General features: G+C 43.1%; 15 protein-coding genes. 8 read left to right on the top strand and 7 right to left on the bottom strand.

Annotation, left to right across the window (positions count from 1 at the left end; all coding sequences use genetic code 11):
• Complete coding sequence (locus MAR181_RS09145; RefSeq protein ID WP_013796301.1) at positions 1 to 714, bottom strand: response regulator transcription factor; 714 nt, start codon at positions 712 to 714, stop codon at positions 1 to 3.
• A 266-nt stretch (positions 715 to 980) separates the two neighbouring features.
• Between MAR181_RS09145 and metH the strand changes: the two genes are divergently transcribed.
• The 3 genes from metH (at position 981) to MAR181_RS09130 (ending at position 5795) form a co-directional block, all read left to right on the top strand.
• Positions 981 to 4715: a methionine synthase gene (metH, locus tag MAR181_RS09140; RefSeq protein ID WP_013796300.1), complete on the top strand. Its 3735-nt coding sequence runs from the start codon at positions 981 to 983 to the stop codon at positions 4713 to 4715.
• 11 nt (positions 4716 to 4726) lie between these two features.
• Positions 4727 to 5335 (top strand): cob(I)yrinic acid a,c-diamide adenosyltransferase, encoded by a 609-nt coding sequence (gene cobO, locus MAR181_RS09135; RefSeq protein WP_013796299.1) that lies wholly within the window; start codon positions 4727 to 4729, stop codon positions 5333 to 5335.
• 106 nt (positions 5336 to 5441) lie between these two features.
• A complete protein-coding gene (locus MAR181_RS09130; RefSeq protein WP_013796298.1) occupies positions 5442 to 5795 on the top strand; it encodes a RidA family protein in 354 nt (117 codons plus the stop codon).
• A gap of 49 nt (positions 5796 to 5844) precedes the next feature.
• Here MAR181_RS09130 and MAR181_RS09125 read toward each other — a convergent pair whose 3' ends face one another.
• Complete coding sequence (locus MAR181_RS09125; protein WP_013796297.1) at positions 5845 to 6336, bottom strand: cyclic nucleotide-binding domain-containing protein; 492 nt, start codon at positions 6334 to 6336, stop codon at positions 5845 to 5847.
• 317 nt (positions 6337 to 6653) lie between these two features.
• Here MAR181_RS09125 and MAR181_RS09120 point away from each other — a divergent pair, with 317 nt between their 5' ends.
• The gene (locus tag MAR181_RS09120; RefSeq protein WP_013796296.1) at positions 6654 to 8240 is read left to right on the top strand and encodes an ABC-F family ATPase; all 1587 of its coding nucleotides are present in this window, start codon (positions 6654 to 6656) and stop codon (positions 8238 to 8240) included.
• 78 nt (positions 8241 to 8318) lie between these two features.
• Here MAR181_RS09120 and MAR181_RS09115 read toward each other — a convergent pair whose 3' ends face one another.
• The 4 genes from MAR181_RS09115 to MAR181_RS09100 all read right to left on the bottom strand — a co-directional run bounded on the left by MAR181_RS09115 (position 8319) and on the right by MAR181_RS09100 (position 11552).
• Complete coding sequence (locus MAR181_RS09115; RefSeq protein ID WP_013796295.1) at positions 8319 to 9155, bottom strand: MOSC domain-containing protein; 837 nt, start codon at positions 9153 to 9155, stop codon at positions 8319 to 8321.
• A gap of 139 nt (positions 9156 to 9294) precedes the next feature.
• On the bottom strand, positions 9295 to 10461 hold the full coding sequence (locus tag MAR181_RS09110) for a type III PLP-dependent enzyme (protein ID WP_013796294.1): 1167 nt from the start codon (positions 10459 to 10461) through the stop codon (positions 9295 to 9297).
• A gap of 262 nt (positions 10462 to 10723) precedes the next feature.
• Positions 10724 to 11143, bottom strand: coding sequence for a DUF6691 family protein (locus tag MAR181_RS09105; protein WP_013796293.1), 420 nt, complete (start codon positions 11141 to 11143; stop codon positions 10724 to 10726).
• A gap of 10 nt (positions 11144 to 11153) precedes the next feature.
• Positions 11154 to 11552, bottom strand: a complete 399-nt coding sequence (locus MAR181_RS09100) for a YeeE/YedE family protein (RefSeq protein ID WP_013796292.1) — start codon at positions 11550 to 11552, stop codon at positions 11154 to 11156.
• A gap of 106 nt (positions 11553 to 11658) precedes the next feature.
• Between MAR181_RS09100 and MAR181_RS09095 the strand changes: the two genes are divergently transcribed.
• Together MAR181_RS09095 and MAR181_RS09090 are read left to right on the top strand one after the other, a co-directional pair.
• On the top strand, positions 11659 to 12120 hold the full coding sequence (locus MAR181_RS09095; protein WP_013796291.1) for a DUF6942 family protein: 462 nt from the start codon (positions 11659 to 11661) through the stop codon (positions 12118 to 12120).
• A complete protein-coding gene (locus MAR181_RS09090) occupies positions 12121 to 12561 on the top strand; it encodes a tellurite resistance TerB family protein (RefSeq protein WP_013796290.1) in 441 nt (146 codons plus the stop codon).
• 124 nt (positions 12562 to 12685) lie between these two features.
• Here the strand turns inward: MAR181_RS09090 and MAR181_RS09085 are convergent, their stop codons facing one another.
• Positions 12686 to 13270: a superoxide dismutase gene (locus MAR181_RS09085; protein WP_013796289.1), complete on the bottom strand. Its 585-nt coding sequence runs from the start codon at positions 13268 to 13270 to the stop codon at positions 12686 to 12688.
• A gap of 156 nt (positions 13271 to 13426) precedes the next feature.
• Between MAR181_RS09085 and MAR181_RS09080 the strand changes: the two genes are divergently transcribed.
• Together MAR181_RS09080 and cysD are read left to right on the top strand one after the other, a co-directional pair.
• The gene (locus tag MAR181_RS09080; protein WP_144011230.1) at positions 13427 to 14368 is read left to right on the top strand and encodes a hypothetical protein; all 942 of its coding nucleotides are present in this window, start codon (positions 13427 to 13429) and stop codon (positions 14366 to 14368) included.
• 198 nt (positions 14369 to 14566) lie between these two features.
• A complete protein-coding gene (gene cysD, locus MAR181_RS09075) occupies positions 14567 to 15472 on the top strand; it encodes a sulfate adenylyltransferase subunit CysD (RefSeq protein WP_013796287.1) in 906 nt (301 codons plus the stop codon).
• Positions 15473 to 15481 lie beyond the last annotated feature (9 nt).

The raw sequence follows: 15481 nt of genomic DNA, 5'->3' as shown, positions 1-15481 counted from the left end.
TTAAAAACAAAGTTGGTAGCCTTGGCCGCGAATGGTTTTAATCAGCTCAGATCCAGTATAGTGAATAGCCAATTTCTTGCGTAATCTTGATACACGACGGTCTACAGAACGGTCAAGCCCATCGTATTCATATCCTCTTAGTTGCTGAATGATATCATCACGATTTACCACTTTACCGGGTGATGAGGCCAGCAATATCAGCAAGTCAAATTCCGCTGTTGTGAGATCTAGCTGAACCGCATTAATAGACACACCTCTATCAGTTAGTGATATTGTCAGTGGGCCACACTCAATGAGTTGATTTTGACCTAAGCAGGCTGTTGTACTAGATTGTCGTTCAGTTCGTCTAAAGATAGATTGAATTCGCGATAGCAGTAATCGAGGGTGCACTTGTTTGACGATATAATCATCGGCGCCAGCTTCTAACCCCATGATTTGGTCAATATCATCATCTAATGCAGTTTGCATTAAAATAATGCCTGGATAACTTTCACGAACTTGTCGGCAGACATCTAAGCCACTTTGCCCAGGCAACATAACATCTAATATGACCAAGTCTGGATTCAAACGACGAATCGCGTCAACGGCTTCAAGACCATTTTGCACAATCGAAACGGTAAAATGATTGTGGGTAAAATAGGCTGACATCAATTCAGCGAGTTCAATGTCATCTTCGATCAGTAAAATGTGTTTAGATGAAGGAATCGGCTTCATTTTTATTATCCAAGAATCAGTCAGTGTCAGACAGACAGTAACAAGAACATCTAACTATAAAAAGTCTTGTTGTAATTCTTCATTATACCTTAATGGTACAGGCATTTTGTGACCGTTTGGGACAGGAGAAGAGAAGGACGTTTTTTTAATTACACATCAAACATGCCTATCCCTTGAATCATTCACTTACACATTACTTTTTTTCAACGTAAAAATAAGGACGTTTGATATAGTAAAGCGGCATATAAATTTTTGAGGTGTGAAGAGTGACTAAGTCTGTTTCGTATTCTGTTCTTGAGCAGCGTCTATCTGAAAACGTATTGATTTTGGATGGCGCGATGGGAACCATGATTCAAGCTTATAAGCTTGAAGAGCAGGATTATCGAGGCGAACGTTTTGCAGACTGGCAAAGCGACTTAAAAGGTAACAATGACTTATTGTCGATTACTCAACCTAACATCATCAAAGAAATACATGCTCAGTATCTTTCAGCGGGTGCTGACATTATTGAAACTAATACCTTTAATGCCAACTTCATTTCCATGTTGGATTACCACATGGAAGACCTGAGTTACGAGCTTAACTATCAATCGGCTCGATTGGCCCGAGAAATGGCCGATGAATATACCGCTAAGAATCCAACGAAACCACGCTTTGTCGCTGGCGCAGTAGGACCCACTAGTCGGACTTGTACCATTTCCCCAGACGTCAATGATCCAGGTTTTCGTAATATTCATTTTGATGAGTTGGTAGAGGCTTATACCACAGCGGTCGATGGTTTAATCAAGGGTGGTGTCGACATCATTTTAATTGAAACCATTTTCGATACTTTGAACGCTAAAGCGGCGATTTATGCTGTGTTGGATTACTTCGATACAACGGGCGTGCGTTACCCAATTATGATTTCGGGCACGATTACAGATGCTTCTGGACGTACGTTATCGGGTCAAACGACTGAAGCGTTTTGGAATTCAGTCGCGCATGCAAAGCCCATTTCTGTCGGCTTGAATTGTGCGTTGGGACCAAAAGAGTTACGCCAATATGTTGAAGAACTATCTCGAATTGCAGACACCCATGTCTCCGCTCACCCAAATGCAGGTTTGCCGAATGCCTTTGGCGAATACGATGAATCGCCTGAAGAAATGCTGGCGGAAATCCAAGGCTGGGTCGATTCGGGTTTTCTTAACATCCTTGGTGGTTGTTGTGGTACCGCCCCTGAACATATTGCAACTTTCGCCAACGCATTTTCTGATGCAACGCCACGCCTCATTCCTGAAATAGAAAAGGCGTGCCGTCTATCTGGACTGGAGCCCTTTAACATTGATGGCAATAGCTTGTTTGTTAACGTAGGGGAGCGTACCAATGTCACTGGATCTGCGATGTTCAAACGCCTCATTAAAGAAGGTGATTTTGATACGGCGCTGGATGTTGCAAGGCTGCAGGTTGAGAACGGTGCGCAAATCATCGACATCAACATGGATGAAGGCATGCTCGATTCGCAAGCGGCGATGGAGCGTTTTCTTAAGCTGATTGCTTCTGAGCCAGATATTTCTCGTGTGCCTATCATGTTGGATTCGTCCAAATGGGAGATTTTAGAAGCGGGCTTAAAATGGATTCAGGGTAAAGGGGTGGTTAATTCCATCAGCATCAAGGAGGGTGAGGAGAAGTTTAAAGAGCAAGCTAAAAAACTGATGAAATATGGTGCGGCGGTGATTGTTATGGCCTTTGATGAAGCTGGGCAAGCCGACACCCGCCAGCGTAAAATTGAAATATGCCGTCGCTCTTACAAGATTTTGGTCGAGGAAATTGGCTTTCCGGCACAAGACATTATTTTTGATCCTAATATTTTTGCCATCGCCACTGGTATCGAAGAACACAATCGTTACGCGTTGGATTTCATCGAAGCGACAGGGGATATTACCCGTGAACTGCCTTATGCCAAAGTATCGGGTGGTGTATCGAATGTGTCTTTTTCGTTTCGTGGCAATAATCCTGTTCGTGAAGCCATTCATGCTGTGTTTTTATACCATGCGATCAAGCAAGGTATGACAATGGGCATTGTCAATGCGGGTCAGTTGGCCTTGTATGAAGACATTCCGCCCAAATTACGTGATGCGGTTGAGGATGCCGTGCTCAATCGCACTCCTGATGCTACCGACAATTTATTGGCCATTGCGGGAGAGTTTGCTGGAACCGGCGAAGTGGCCGAGAAAGAAACCCAAGAGTGGCGTGGTTTACCTGTGTCTGATCGACTCAGTCATGCATTAGTAAAAGGCATTACGGAGTTTATTGACGAGGATACGGAAGAAGCTCGTCAGCATTTTGATCGCCCATTAGAGGTGATTGAAGGGCCATTAATGGATGGCATGGGCATTGTCGGAGATCTTTTTGGCTCAGGTAAAATGTTTTTACCTCAGGTAGTGAAGTCGGCTCGCGTGATGAAAAAAGCCGTGGCTTATTTAATGCCTTTCATTGAAGAAGAAAAAGCCCGAAATATGGACACGGCTTCTTCCAGTAATGGCAAGATTGTGATGGCGACCGTCAAAGGAGATGTGCATGACATTGGCAAAAACATTGTTGGTGTGGTGTTGCAATGTAACAACTTTGAGGTTGTTGACCTAGGCGTAATGGTGTCTTCAGAAACCATTTTACGAACGGCGAAAGAGCAAGGTGCGCATTTGATAGGTTTGTCTGGCCTTATCACGCCATCGTTGGATGAAATGGTTCACGTTGCGAAAGAAATGGAGCGACAACATTTTGATTTGCCTGTGATGATAGGTGGGGCCACCACATCCAAAGCGCATACAGCGGTTAAAATTGAACAAAACTATAAGCGTAATCAGGTGGTCCATGTCACCAATGCGTCGCGCAGTGTTGGGGTGGCCAGCACCTTATTGAGCAAAGATGAATCGAAGCGTCAGGCCTTCATTGAGGACATTCAAAGCGATTATGAAAAGACTCGAATCCGATACAAGGACAGAGCCAAAGCAGGACGTCGTGTGTCCATTGATAAGGCCCGTCAAAACAAAGCCCCAGTCACCTTTGAACATCAAGTAGTACGGCCTAAGCAACTTGGTGTGACTGTGCTCACTGAAAAAGACATCGACCTTGGTGTGGTGAAAGACTACATAGATTGGACACCCTTTTTTCAAACTTGGGAGCTCGCGGGCGCTTACCCTCGAATTTTGTCAGATGCAGTGGTGGGAGAAGAAGCGACGCGAGTGTATCAGGATGCCTTGGTGATGCTGGATCAAGTGATTGAGAGCGCCAGTCTACAAGCGCGTGCTGTAGTGGGCTTATTTCCAGCCAATCAAGTAGGTGATGATGATATTGAAATTTACGCCGATGACACTCGCCAAGAAGTCATTGAGACATTGTCTTTTTTACGAATACAAAATGAACTCACAGCACCGGGTAAATACAATCACAGTTTAGCGGATTTTATTGCACCAAAAGAATCTGGCGTGACCGATTACATGGGCGCATTTGCTTGTGCGGCAGGTTACGGCATAGCGTCTTTGGTGGAACAGTACGAAGCGGATCATGATGATTATAATTCGATTATGATCAAAGCCGTGGCCGATCGACTGGCTGAAGCAACCGCGGAATATTTACACGAAAAAGTTCGTATGGAATTGTGGGCCTATGCGCCGACAGAAACATTAACCAATGAGCAATTAATCAAAGAAAAGTACCAAGGCATTCGACCTGCGCCTGGTTATCCTGCTTGTCCCGACCATACAGAAAAGAGCAAATTGTGGAGCCTTTTACAGGCTGAAGCACGTATTGGCATGCAATTAACAGAAAGTTTTGCCATGCTGCCTACCGCGGCCGTGAGCGGCTGGTATTTTGCACACCCTGATGCAAGCTATTTTGGGGTTGGTAAAATTGGGCCAGATCAGGTAGAAGAGTACGCAGAACGTAAAAACATGACAAAAGAAGATGCTGAGCGTTGGTTAGCGCCTAACCTCGGTTATGATCCTGAAGATGACAGAGTGTAAATTGATTCAGTATGGCGAAGGTAATTAAAGACTCAGAACAACATAAAAATCGCATGCAAGCGATTAAAAAACACGTCGATAAGCGAATCGAAAAAGCGCAGGAAGACAAAGGAACCTTTGTTCTATTAACGGGGAATGGCAAAGGTAAGTCCAGTTCTGCACTTGGTATGATTGCTCGAGCGCTTGGTCATGGCTTAAATGTTGGTGTGGTGCAATTTTTAAAAGGTGAATGGAATACCGGTGAAATTGACTTTTTTCGTCAACAACAAAATGTGCAGTGGGAAATCATGCCGTCGGGGTTTACTTGGGAGACGCAAAACCGTCAAGCAGACATTGAATCGTCTGAACAAGCTTGGCTGCTTGCTGAAACCATGTTAGCCGATGAGAGTATTGATTTAGTTGTCTTGGATGAGCTGACCTACTTGTTGCATTATGAATATTTGGATGAAGACAGGGTGTTGAAGGCCTTGATGCAGCGTCCTGATAATCAGCATCTTGTCGTGACCGGAAGAGGGGCATCCGATGCACTGGTTGAGCTGGCGGATACGGTTAGTGAAATTAAGGAAGTGAAACATGCTTTCAAACGAGGCATTAAAGCCCAGAAAGGGCTAGAATTCTAGTTTTTTGTAGGATTATCGTTTGCATTTTATCTGAAATTTAGCTGAATATTCTTTTGTCTCGCTGGTATGATTTGCTTTTTAACTGCCCAACACTTTGAGGTTATGTATGTCTGCAATTGAGCGTTTAGAAGTAGGTCAACGAATGAGTCGTATCGTTAAACACAATGGAACCATTTATCTTTGCGGGCAAGTGGCAGCGGATGCCAATGCAGACATTACGGAACAGACCCAAACCATGCTGGATAAAGTCGAGGCGTTATTACGACAAGCAGGGTCAGATAAAGAGCATATCTTATCAGCGACTGTGTATATCCGTGATATGAAGGATTTTGCTGCAATGAATGCGGTTTGGGATGCTTGGGTGGCGGAAGGTCATGCTCCTGCCCGTGCTTGTGTTGAAGCCAGAATGGCTCGTCCTGAGTTATTGGTAGAAGTCTCTGTGGTTGCAGCGGAAAAATAATTCCTCGGAATAAGGTAAACTGGTGTCTCTCGATGCCAGTTTATTGATGTTATTTCATCACCACTACATCATTTTCAACCAGGGCATTACTCAATACCCTAATAGTTCGGGCCATATCCCGAGAAAGATTCATCAATAAGATGCCAAAATCGAAAGGAAAGTCGTCATGGAAGTCACTAAATAACTGGCTTGATATTTCCAATAATAGGCTGTCTTCATTGGCACGTAAGTTTCCCACTCGTTCATGTAATGCAATCATTGACACAAAGCCAATGGCTTCTCCGAACTTAATGGTACGTGTACGGGTTTGTTTGTTACCATGTTGTTTAAAGAAATCCAAATTTCCATGTAGAACAGTGTGAAAGCTATTGCCTTTACCGCCATAAGAAAAGATTTCTTCACCCACACCCACTTTATGAATAACACCCTTGTCCAATAGATATTGAATGCCTGAATCGGATAGGGCGCCAAAGATGGAGCCTTTTTTTAATTCAGTTGGTGATATGTCATATACTGCTTCGTTTGCTAAGACGGTTTGCATAAGAACCCTCCCGTCATTGTCTCTGTTCTATTTGTAATCGACCAATCTTGTCGTTTCTAAATGATTTTTTGATAATTTAAGTGTGGCGTGACGCCATTCAATAAACTAGGTGTTTTTTGTGCGGTCGAGTAACGCATCATATTCCTTTGTAATCATAAGTGAGAGTGCGTTGATGAAATGTCGATTATTCACTAAAAGTGTATTTATCAATGTCAGATCAGGTTCGCAACCTAGGGGCTTTCTATGCGATAATGCGCCCACTAAATTGCCCTTAATAGGGTAAAAACATTTTATTTAATGAAGAGTGGAACAATACCTTGTTAACAACAGCCAATATCACCATGCAATTTGGTGCAAAACCTCTATTCGAAAACGTCTCTGTAAAGTTTGGTGAAGGCAAACGTTATGGACTCATCGGTGCAAATGGTTGTGGTAAGTCCACCTTCATGAAAATTCTGGGTGGTGATTTAGAGCCAAGTGCGGGTAACGTTTCTAAAGATCCTAATGAGCGCTTGGGTAAACTGAAGCAGGATCAGTTTTCCTATGAAGCGTATTCAGTGATTGATACCGTCATCATGGGGCACACTGAACTTTGGGCGATTAAATCTGAAAAAGATGCCATCTATGCTAAAGCTGAAATGACTGAAGAAGATGGTTTGCGTGCAGGGGATTTGGAAGCCGAATTTGCCGAAATGGATGGTTATACTGCCGATGCTCGTGCCGGTGAGCTGTTGCTAGGCGTTGGCATTCCAACTGAGCAGCATTACGGTTTAATGAGTGAAGTTGCTCCAGGGTTGAAATTACGAGTGCTGTTGGCTCAGGCTTTGTTCTCCGATCCTGATATTTTGCTTCTAGACGAACCAACCAACAACTTGGACATCAATACGATTCGCTGGTTGGAAGGGGTGTTGGTCGAACGTACTTGTACCATGATCATTATTTCCCATGACCGTCACTTCCTAAATTCCGTATGCACCAATATGGCTGACTTGGATTATGGTGAATTGCGTTTATTCTCCGGTAACTATGATGAATATATGACGGCAGCGACTCAAGTTCGTGACCGTTTGCTGGCGGATAATGCGAAGAAGAAAGCGCAGATCAATGAACTTAAGTCTTTTGTCAGTCGTTTCTCTGCGAACGCGTCAAAATCTAAACAAGCGACGTCTCGTGCCAAACAAATTGATAAGATTCAACTTGAAGAGGTGAAGCCTTCTAGTCGTCAAAATCCATTTATTCGTTTCGAGCAAGAGAAAAAACTGCACCGTTTAGCCTTGCAAGTAGAGAATGTAGCCAAAACCTACGATGAGAAAATCTTCAGTGACTTGAACCTAATGGTAGAAGTGGGCGAGCGCATTGCGGTGATTGGTCCAAACGGTATTGGTAAAACAACTCTATTGAAATGTTTGGTTGGCGATACGGAATTAACTCATGGTGAGGTAAATTGGTCTGATAACGCCAATATTGGTTATTACGCTCAGGACCATGCGCATGAGTTTGAAAAAGATGTCGATCTATTAGATTGGATGGGGCAATGGGGACAAGAAGGGGATGATGAACAAGTCATTCGTGGTACATTGGGCCGTTTGTTGTTCTCTCAGAATGACATTAAGAAATCGGTTAAAGTCTTATCAGGTGGTGAACAAGGTCGTATGCTGTTTGGTAAATTGATGCTGCAAAAGCCGAACGTTCTTGTTATGGATGAACCGACAAACCACATGGACATGGAATCGATTGAATCCTTGAACCTTGCCCTTGAGCATTACCCAGGAACTTTGCTGTTTGTCAGCCATGACCGAGAGTTTGTTTCTTCTTTGGCGACGCGCATTGTTGAGGTCACGGCAGATGGCATCGTTGACTTCCATGGAACGTACGATGAATATTTGGCAAAAACCAACGCTTAATCTTTAGGTGTTTATAAAAAAGGGAAGCGATTTAGCTTCCCTTTTTTGATGAAAATATGTTGTTCTAATAATGTGTTGCTAACGTTTATCAATATATTGATCGGCTTCTTGATATTCTAGGATCTCAACTTCGTCGCCCTGTTGAATAAGGCCCGTATTCAAGGCAATGAGATTAAGACCAAAGGTAATGCCTTCATTTTTTAATAATCGAAATTTACCTAAGGTTTTCAGTGGTTCGCCCTTGCGGCTGCGGATACCTGTATCTGGGTTAAGTGTGGCAAAAATGCATCTTACGCAAGGCTGCACATTCTCAAATTCCACTTCGCCAATCCGAATGCGCTTCCAGGTATCTTCCTCAAAGGCTTTGCCACCTTTAACCACCATGTTAGGACGAAATTGCGCCATTTGAATTGACTCAGGGCATGAACGATTTAGTTCTTCTAAAGACGCTTCTGTGGTTAATAGAAACGGGTAACCATCTGCAAAAGCAACAGGAGAATTAGGGCGGCGATTCGTGTGGCGTTTGGATTCTTGTCCAAAAAAAGCTAAATGTATTGTTTCACCAAGTAATTCGCTAAACCATTGGTCTACTTCAGGGACCAAGGACTGTGCTTGTATCGCATTATTCCATATTGTTACCAAACGATACTCTTCTGTGAGCATAGTGGCATCGAGAGTGAGGATTTGACTATGATCTGGATGCTTTAAGAGCCATTGATTTTGAGTGTTTTTAGACGCTTGAATGCGGGTTAGCTCAGGGTATTTGCGTCCTGTGATGACATCGCCATTTGGTTTTACCAATACCAAGCATCGATCGTCTTCTAGACCAGAAAAACCCACTTGAGCTTGTTGTTTATGGATACCATGGATGGATTTTATCGGGTAAATGACAAGATCTGAGAGAGAGTAGACCATAAAAACTTCTTTTAATCTGATGGCCGATTATTACGCAATTTTATTGCAGATAAAAGACAAAAAAAGAGTCTCACTAGAAAGCTAACTGAGACTCTTCCGTGCGCGATTTTTTAACGCGAAAATGCCCTATAAAGGTTACTTATAAATAGTAGGATTCTAATGGCGGGAAGCCATTAAATTCAATCGCACTGTAAGTGGTGGTATAAGCTCCCGTTGAAAGCCAATACATGCGATCCCCAATGGCCAAATTTAATGGCAAGCCATATTTATAGTTCTCATACATGATATCAGCACTGTCGCAAGTAGGGCCAGCGATGATCACTTCTTCCAATTCGCCACCTTTTTCCACGTGAATGGGGTATTTGATGGATTCATCTAAGGTTTCAATCAAACCTGAAAATTTACCCACATCAGTAAACACCCAGCGATTAAGTGCGGTGTGAGATTTTCGGGATATCAGCACCACTTCACTGACCAGAATGCCGGCATTTGAAATCAGTGAGCGACCAGGTTCGAGTATGATGCGAGGAATGTCTTCACCAAAATCTTCTTCTAAAAAGCGAGTGATTTCTTCAGCGTAAACGGATAGCTCGTTTGTCTTAGAGATGTAGTTCGCTGGAAAACCGCCCCCCATATTGATCATTTGAAGAACAATACCATCTTCTTCTTTAAGGCGTTCAAAAATCACCTTCACACTGGCAATAGCGGCGTCCCATGCGCCAATATCACGTTGCTGTGAGCCAACATGGAAAGACACACCATAGGGTTCCAAGCCAAGTTCTTTTGCCAGAATTAATAAATCCATTGCCATGTCTGGGCGGCAACCGAATTTACGTGACAGCGGCCAATCGGCTGTTACAGTGCCTTCCGTTAAAATCCGCACATAGATTTTAGAGCCAGGTGCAGCTTTAGCGATGTTTCGCAAATCCGCTTCTGAATCGGTCGCGAACATGCGCACACCTTTTTCATAGAAGTAGCGTACGTCTTTGGCTTTTTTGATGGTGTTGCCATAACTCACGCGATCAGGAGAAATGCCACCGATCGCGAACAGTTTGTCTAGCTCATAGCGAGAGGCTACGTCAAAGTTTGAGCCGCGATCTCTGAGCAGTTCTAAAATTTGTGGGGCTGGATTGGCTTTAATAGCATAAAAGATATCCGCCACTGGAAAGCCTTTGCTTAATTCGGTGTAAGCTTCATTAATGATTTCAGTATCAATGACAACAAAAGGGGTGTCTTTTTCATCAGCAAACGCCTTCAGTCGTGCGAAGCGTTCCGGGGTGTAGAATTCATTAACGTCAATAGACATGGAGGTTCTCCTATTATGCAAACATAAACCGAAAATTAGTAAACGTCTTTACCTTCTCCCGTCCTACTTATGGCTGTTACTTATCCGGCTCGATGGCCTTAAGCGACTAGCGCAGCAGTTGAAGCGGTGCGGATTATGTTCAGCAATGACGCGGCCGAAATTTAAGGCTGAATTGACCGTCCGTCAAGTATTTTTTGGCACCTTATACAAAAAAAAGGGGCTATAAAAAGCCCCTGGGTTAGTTTGCACTTTTTTTAAGAAATTATTTCTGTATGAATCGATTCTGTAAATGATGAATGGCACTACCAATAATCAATGCGCCAACAAAGTATACGCCTTCCATTGGGTTGTTGATTAACGCGGTTAATCCTGGTCCAGGGCAGTATCCGCTCAACCCCCAACCAATACCAAATGTACTGGCACCGAGAATCAATTTTTGATCAATGTGCTTTAAATTAGGAATTTGCCATTGATTGGCAAAGTAAGGTTGAAAACGTGTGTTTTTGATCCTATAGCCGATCATGCCAACAGCAATAGCGCTGACCATAACCGCGATCAAAGAAGGATTCCAGTCACCGAAGATGTCTAGAAAGCCAATAACCACCGCTGGATTGGTCATTTCTGACAGGGCTAGACCTAAGCCAAATAGTAATCCAGATAGAAAGGTAATCACTGCGTACATGGTTTGCCTCCTAATACGTTATGGCGACGGTCAGAATGGCCATTGCCATAAACACCAGTGTCGCAACGATTGAACGAATGGATAAACGAGAAATGCCGCAGACCCCGTGGCCACTCGTGCAACCACCGCCCAAGCGTGTACCGTAACCAACTAATAAACCAGATATAATTAGCAAGAGCGGGTTTCTCATTTCAGGCAAAGGCGTGCTTGGTTGAATGAGTGTGCCATAAGCACTGCCACCTATAATTAATCCTAAGATAAACAATAAGGGTAGAAGTCGACCTTTATTAAATAATAGCTGTGCTAGAATCCCGCTTATTCCAATCACACGGCCTGCTGTGAGAAGGTAAAAGCTGGTGGTAAGCCCAATCAGTAAGCCACCCGCTATTGGGTATGTTAAATTTTCCATTTGGTTCTCCTATAACATTAGATAATTCTAATTTATATTTATTAGTTTTGTCTAATGTTTTAGGTTGAATTTAGAGTAAACCACCTTATTTAGAGAAAGAGGGCATATGCACGGGTTATGGCTCGGCCAAAAAGTAAATACGGCTAACTATCTGTTTGTGTTGCCAAACGAACCCAAACTAGATGAAAGTACTTTGCCTTCATCACACAGTGTTAATCAGTTGATTGAACTTAATGGCAATCACTGGCGTAAAATACTTACTATCATGGCGAAGTTGACGTCAGATGATCCTGATCAATGGCGTGAACACAGGGATTTAAGTCTATTTGACGAGGTTGGGGTCGTTTTTAATGCAAAGGAAGTAATGTCCATTGCACATAAAGCAACCGCTATCTTTATTGTTGGTCTTAAATTACGAGAACAATGGCCTGTGTTAGAGGCTAGTGTGTCGGTGGGTCAGGATGCTTGGGTTAAGCCGCCATATGTTTGGTGTCCATATTTAGATTACCGCCAATTTCCAAATGCATTAATTTCAGAGTTAAGAGAGACCTTGTTGGAGACGTTATAAATGTTAAATCTTTTAAAAAGCCTTTTTAGTATGCCAATTGACTCGGAAGAACAAATATCCTATCAAAAGGCAGTGGCGGCATTATTAATGGAAGTGATGTTGGCAGATCATCATGTGGCCCCTGAAGAAGAAAAAGAAATTAAACGCATTTTAAATGAAGTCAGTGATCTTGGTGATGACATAGCGTTAATATATGAAGAGGCTCGTAAAGGCGTCGATGAGGCCAATGATCTGTATCAATTTACCAAAGTGATCAATGATCATGCATCGTTAGAGCAAAAAATGCAGCTATTAAAGGGGCTTTGGCATGTGGCTTTGTCTGATGGAGATCTTGATGCCCATGAAGATCATAGAATACGCCGTATTAGCGAATTACTTTTTATGCCGCATTCAGAATTTATACAGACTAAGTTGGCTGTGCAGAAAGAGTTGAAGCAATAGCAGTTAAATTGATAATACTTTAATTGATAACGCGTCAATTGATGCATTGAGACTTTAAATATAAAAAAAGCGGCCTTAGTTAAGACTAAGGCCGCCTTATTGACTGGCTTAAGATTGACGAATCTTAAGCGGCAAAGTTCGCTGCTGCAAATTCCCAGTTTGCAAGCGCCCAGAAACCTTTTAGGTAATCAGGACGAACGTTACGGTAGTCGATGTAATAAGCATGTTCCCAAAGGTCAACCGTGATTAACGGAGTCTGGCCGTCAGTCAATGGTGTGCCTGCGTTGCTAGTGTTGATGATGTCTAGCTCGCCTGAAGCGGTTTTAACCAACCAAGTCCAACTAGAACCAAAGTTGTTAACGGCTTTGTCGTTGAACGCTTCTTGGAAGGCTTCGAAAGAACCCCATTTAGCATTAATAGCATCCGCTAATGCGCCGGTAGGCTGACCGCCACCATTTGGGCTTAAGCTGTTCCAGAAGAAAGTGTGGTTCCAGATTTGTGCCGCATTGTTAAAGACTGGACCTGCAGGAGCTGACTCAATGATCTCCTCAAGGTTTTTGCCTTCATATTCAGTGCCAGGAACAAGACCGTTAAGCTTAACAACATAAGTGTTATGGTGCTTACCATGGTGATATTCCAATGTCTCTACAGACATATGTGGCTCTAGTGCGTCTTTCGCGTATGGAAGCGCGGGCAATTCAAAAGACATTACGATTCTCCTTGCTTTTAATTAACTAAAGTGCTTGTTATCAAGCAGTTAATGGTGCTTATATAGTAGCACCGAAAGAACTAAGATAATATTATTTAGAATTGTTCTATCTTGTTTTTCCATAATTTTTGTTAATAACCAATATATTAGATTTCCATGCGAAGAGACGACGATGTAGAGATCCCAAGTATGACTTTGGATCAAGATGAAGTAAGCCAAAGAAGGCATAATAGTAGCGCGCCAAAGGCCCGCCCAGCGCCTTCTCCTGCCCAACCCGCTCATGCCCCCGCTGTGGTTCATAAGAAGCAAAGCTTATTCGGTATTTACCTTCTTTTGTTTCTGATATTGGCCTTTTCTGCTGCGGCTGGTTTTTGGTTGTGGCAGCAAAATCAACAATTACGTAATGAGCTTTACGGAGCAAAAAGCGAAATTGAAAACCTTGATCACCAATTGTTGGCCGCGGATGTCTCGGCCAATGAGCAGGGCCAAACAGTGGAACAGACACTCAAAACTCATGAGAGCGAGATTCGTAAACTGTGGGGGGTGTCATATGATAGAAACCGCAAAACCATCGCTGCAAATAGTGATGCTGTTGATTTATTAAAGCAGCAAATCAAGACGTTGAAAGCCGATGTGTCAACACAAGCCAAACGTATTGCGCATCAAGATGGCGCGTTCAGTGATTTGGAGGCCGCTTACAACAAACTATTACCAACAGTGGTCGAGCTTGATAGTTTAACAGAGGGCCTAGGGGATCAGGTTAAAAGTCAAAATGTTAAAATTCAGGGGCAAGCAGCGCAACTTAGTAGCGTTGAGAAAGTTCTTAATGAGCAGACAGGTACCACACAAGCACTTGGTTTGAGCGTTGAAAGCGTTTCACAGGAAATTGGGCGACTGCAAAAGCAACTCAATACAGTTGAGCAAAAGGCCAATGCATCAGATGCCTCTGATTTAACACAAGTGCAGCAGACCTTGAAGCAACAGCAGGAAGCGATCCAATCTAACGACGCGTTCCGTTCGCAGGTCAATGCTGAGATCATTCGGTTACGCAAACAGATTAACCAGCTGATGTTAGAGCAACAACTTAACGCTCAGTAGTTTTCTGCAAGATATCGCATTTTAAAAAGGCTAAAGGGGGGGACTCTTTAGCCTTTTTTATGATGTTTCATAAGTTAAGTCTATATAGCTTTTTTAATATACATATTCTACTAAAGTCTAGATGGTGTGGTTTTTATAACTTAAAGGCATGTTATAGTGTGAGAAATGCTAAAGCCTTAATATTAGAGATGGGACATTATGACAGAGGCAAGACTGACACACCTAAAACAGCTGGAAGCGGAAAGTATTCATATTATCCGTGAAGTGGCTGCCGAATTTGATAATCCTGTAATGCTTTATTCTATTGGTAAAGATTCAGCGGTCATGCTGCATTTGGCCATGAAAGCTTTTTACCCTGGAAAGCCACCGTTTCCGTTAATGCATGTGGATACAGGCTGGAAATTTAAGGAAATGATTACGTTCCGTGATGAAATGGTTGCGAAGCTTGGGCTCGAACTGATCGTGCATCAGAATCAGGAAGGCATTGAGCAAGGCATCGGCCCTTTTACCCATGGCAGCGCGAAACACACAGATGTCATGAAAACTCAAGGCCTAAAGCAAGCGTTAGACAAGTATGGCTTTGATGCGGCCTTTGGTGGCGCACGTCGCGATGAAGAAAAATCCCGTGCGAAAGAACGTGTGTACTCTTTTCGTGATAAGCAACACCGTTGGGACCCTAAAAACCAGCGTCCTGAATTATGGAATATCTACAATGGTAAGGTAAATAAAGGCGAGAGCATACGTGTTTTCCCTTTGTCTAACTGGACTGAGCTGGATATTTGGCAATACATCTACTTAGAAAGCATTCCAATTGTTCCTTTGTATTTCTCTGAGAAGCGTCCTGTTGTTGAGCGTGATGGCACCTTGATCATGGTTGACGATGATCGTATGCCATTAAACGGTGAACAACCTGAAATGAAATCTGTGCGTTTTCGTACATTGGGTTGTTATCCCCTGACTGGGGCGGTTGAGTCTGAAGCCAACACACTTCCTGAGATTATCCAGGAAATGTTGCTAACCAAGAGCTCAGAACGCCAAGGGCGAATGATTGACCATGACTCTGCTGGGTCAATGGAAGAGAAAAAGAAACAAGGCTATTTCTAAGTTTGGAGT

Source organism: Marinomonas posidonica IVIA-Po-181, assembly GCF_000214215.1.
In the GTDB taxonomy this organism is placed as follows: Bacteria; Pseudomonadota; Gammaproteobacteria; order Pseudomonadales; family Marinomonadaceae; genus Marinomonas; species Marinomonas posidonica.
The sequence above is the reverse complement of the archived record's forward strand: the minus strand, read 5'-3'. Positions and strand labels throughout refer to the sequence as shown.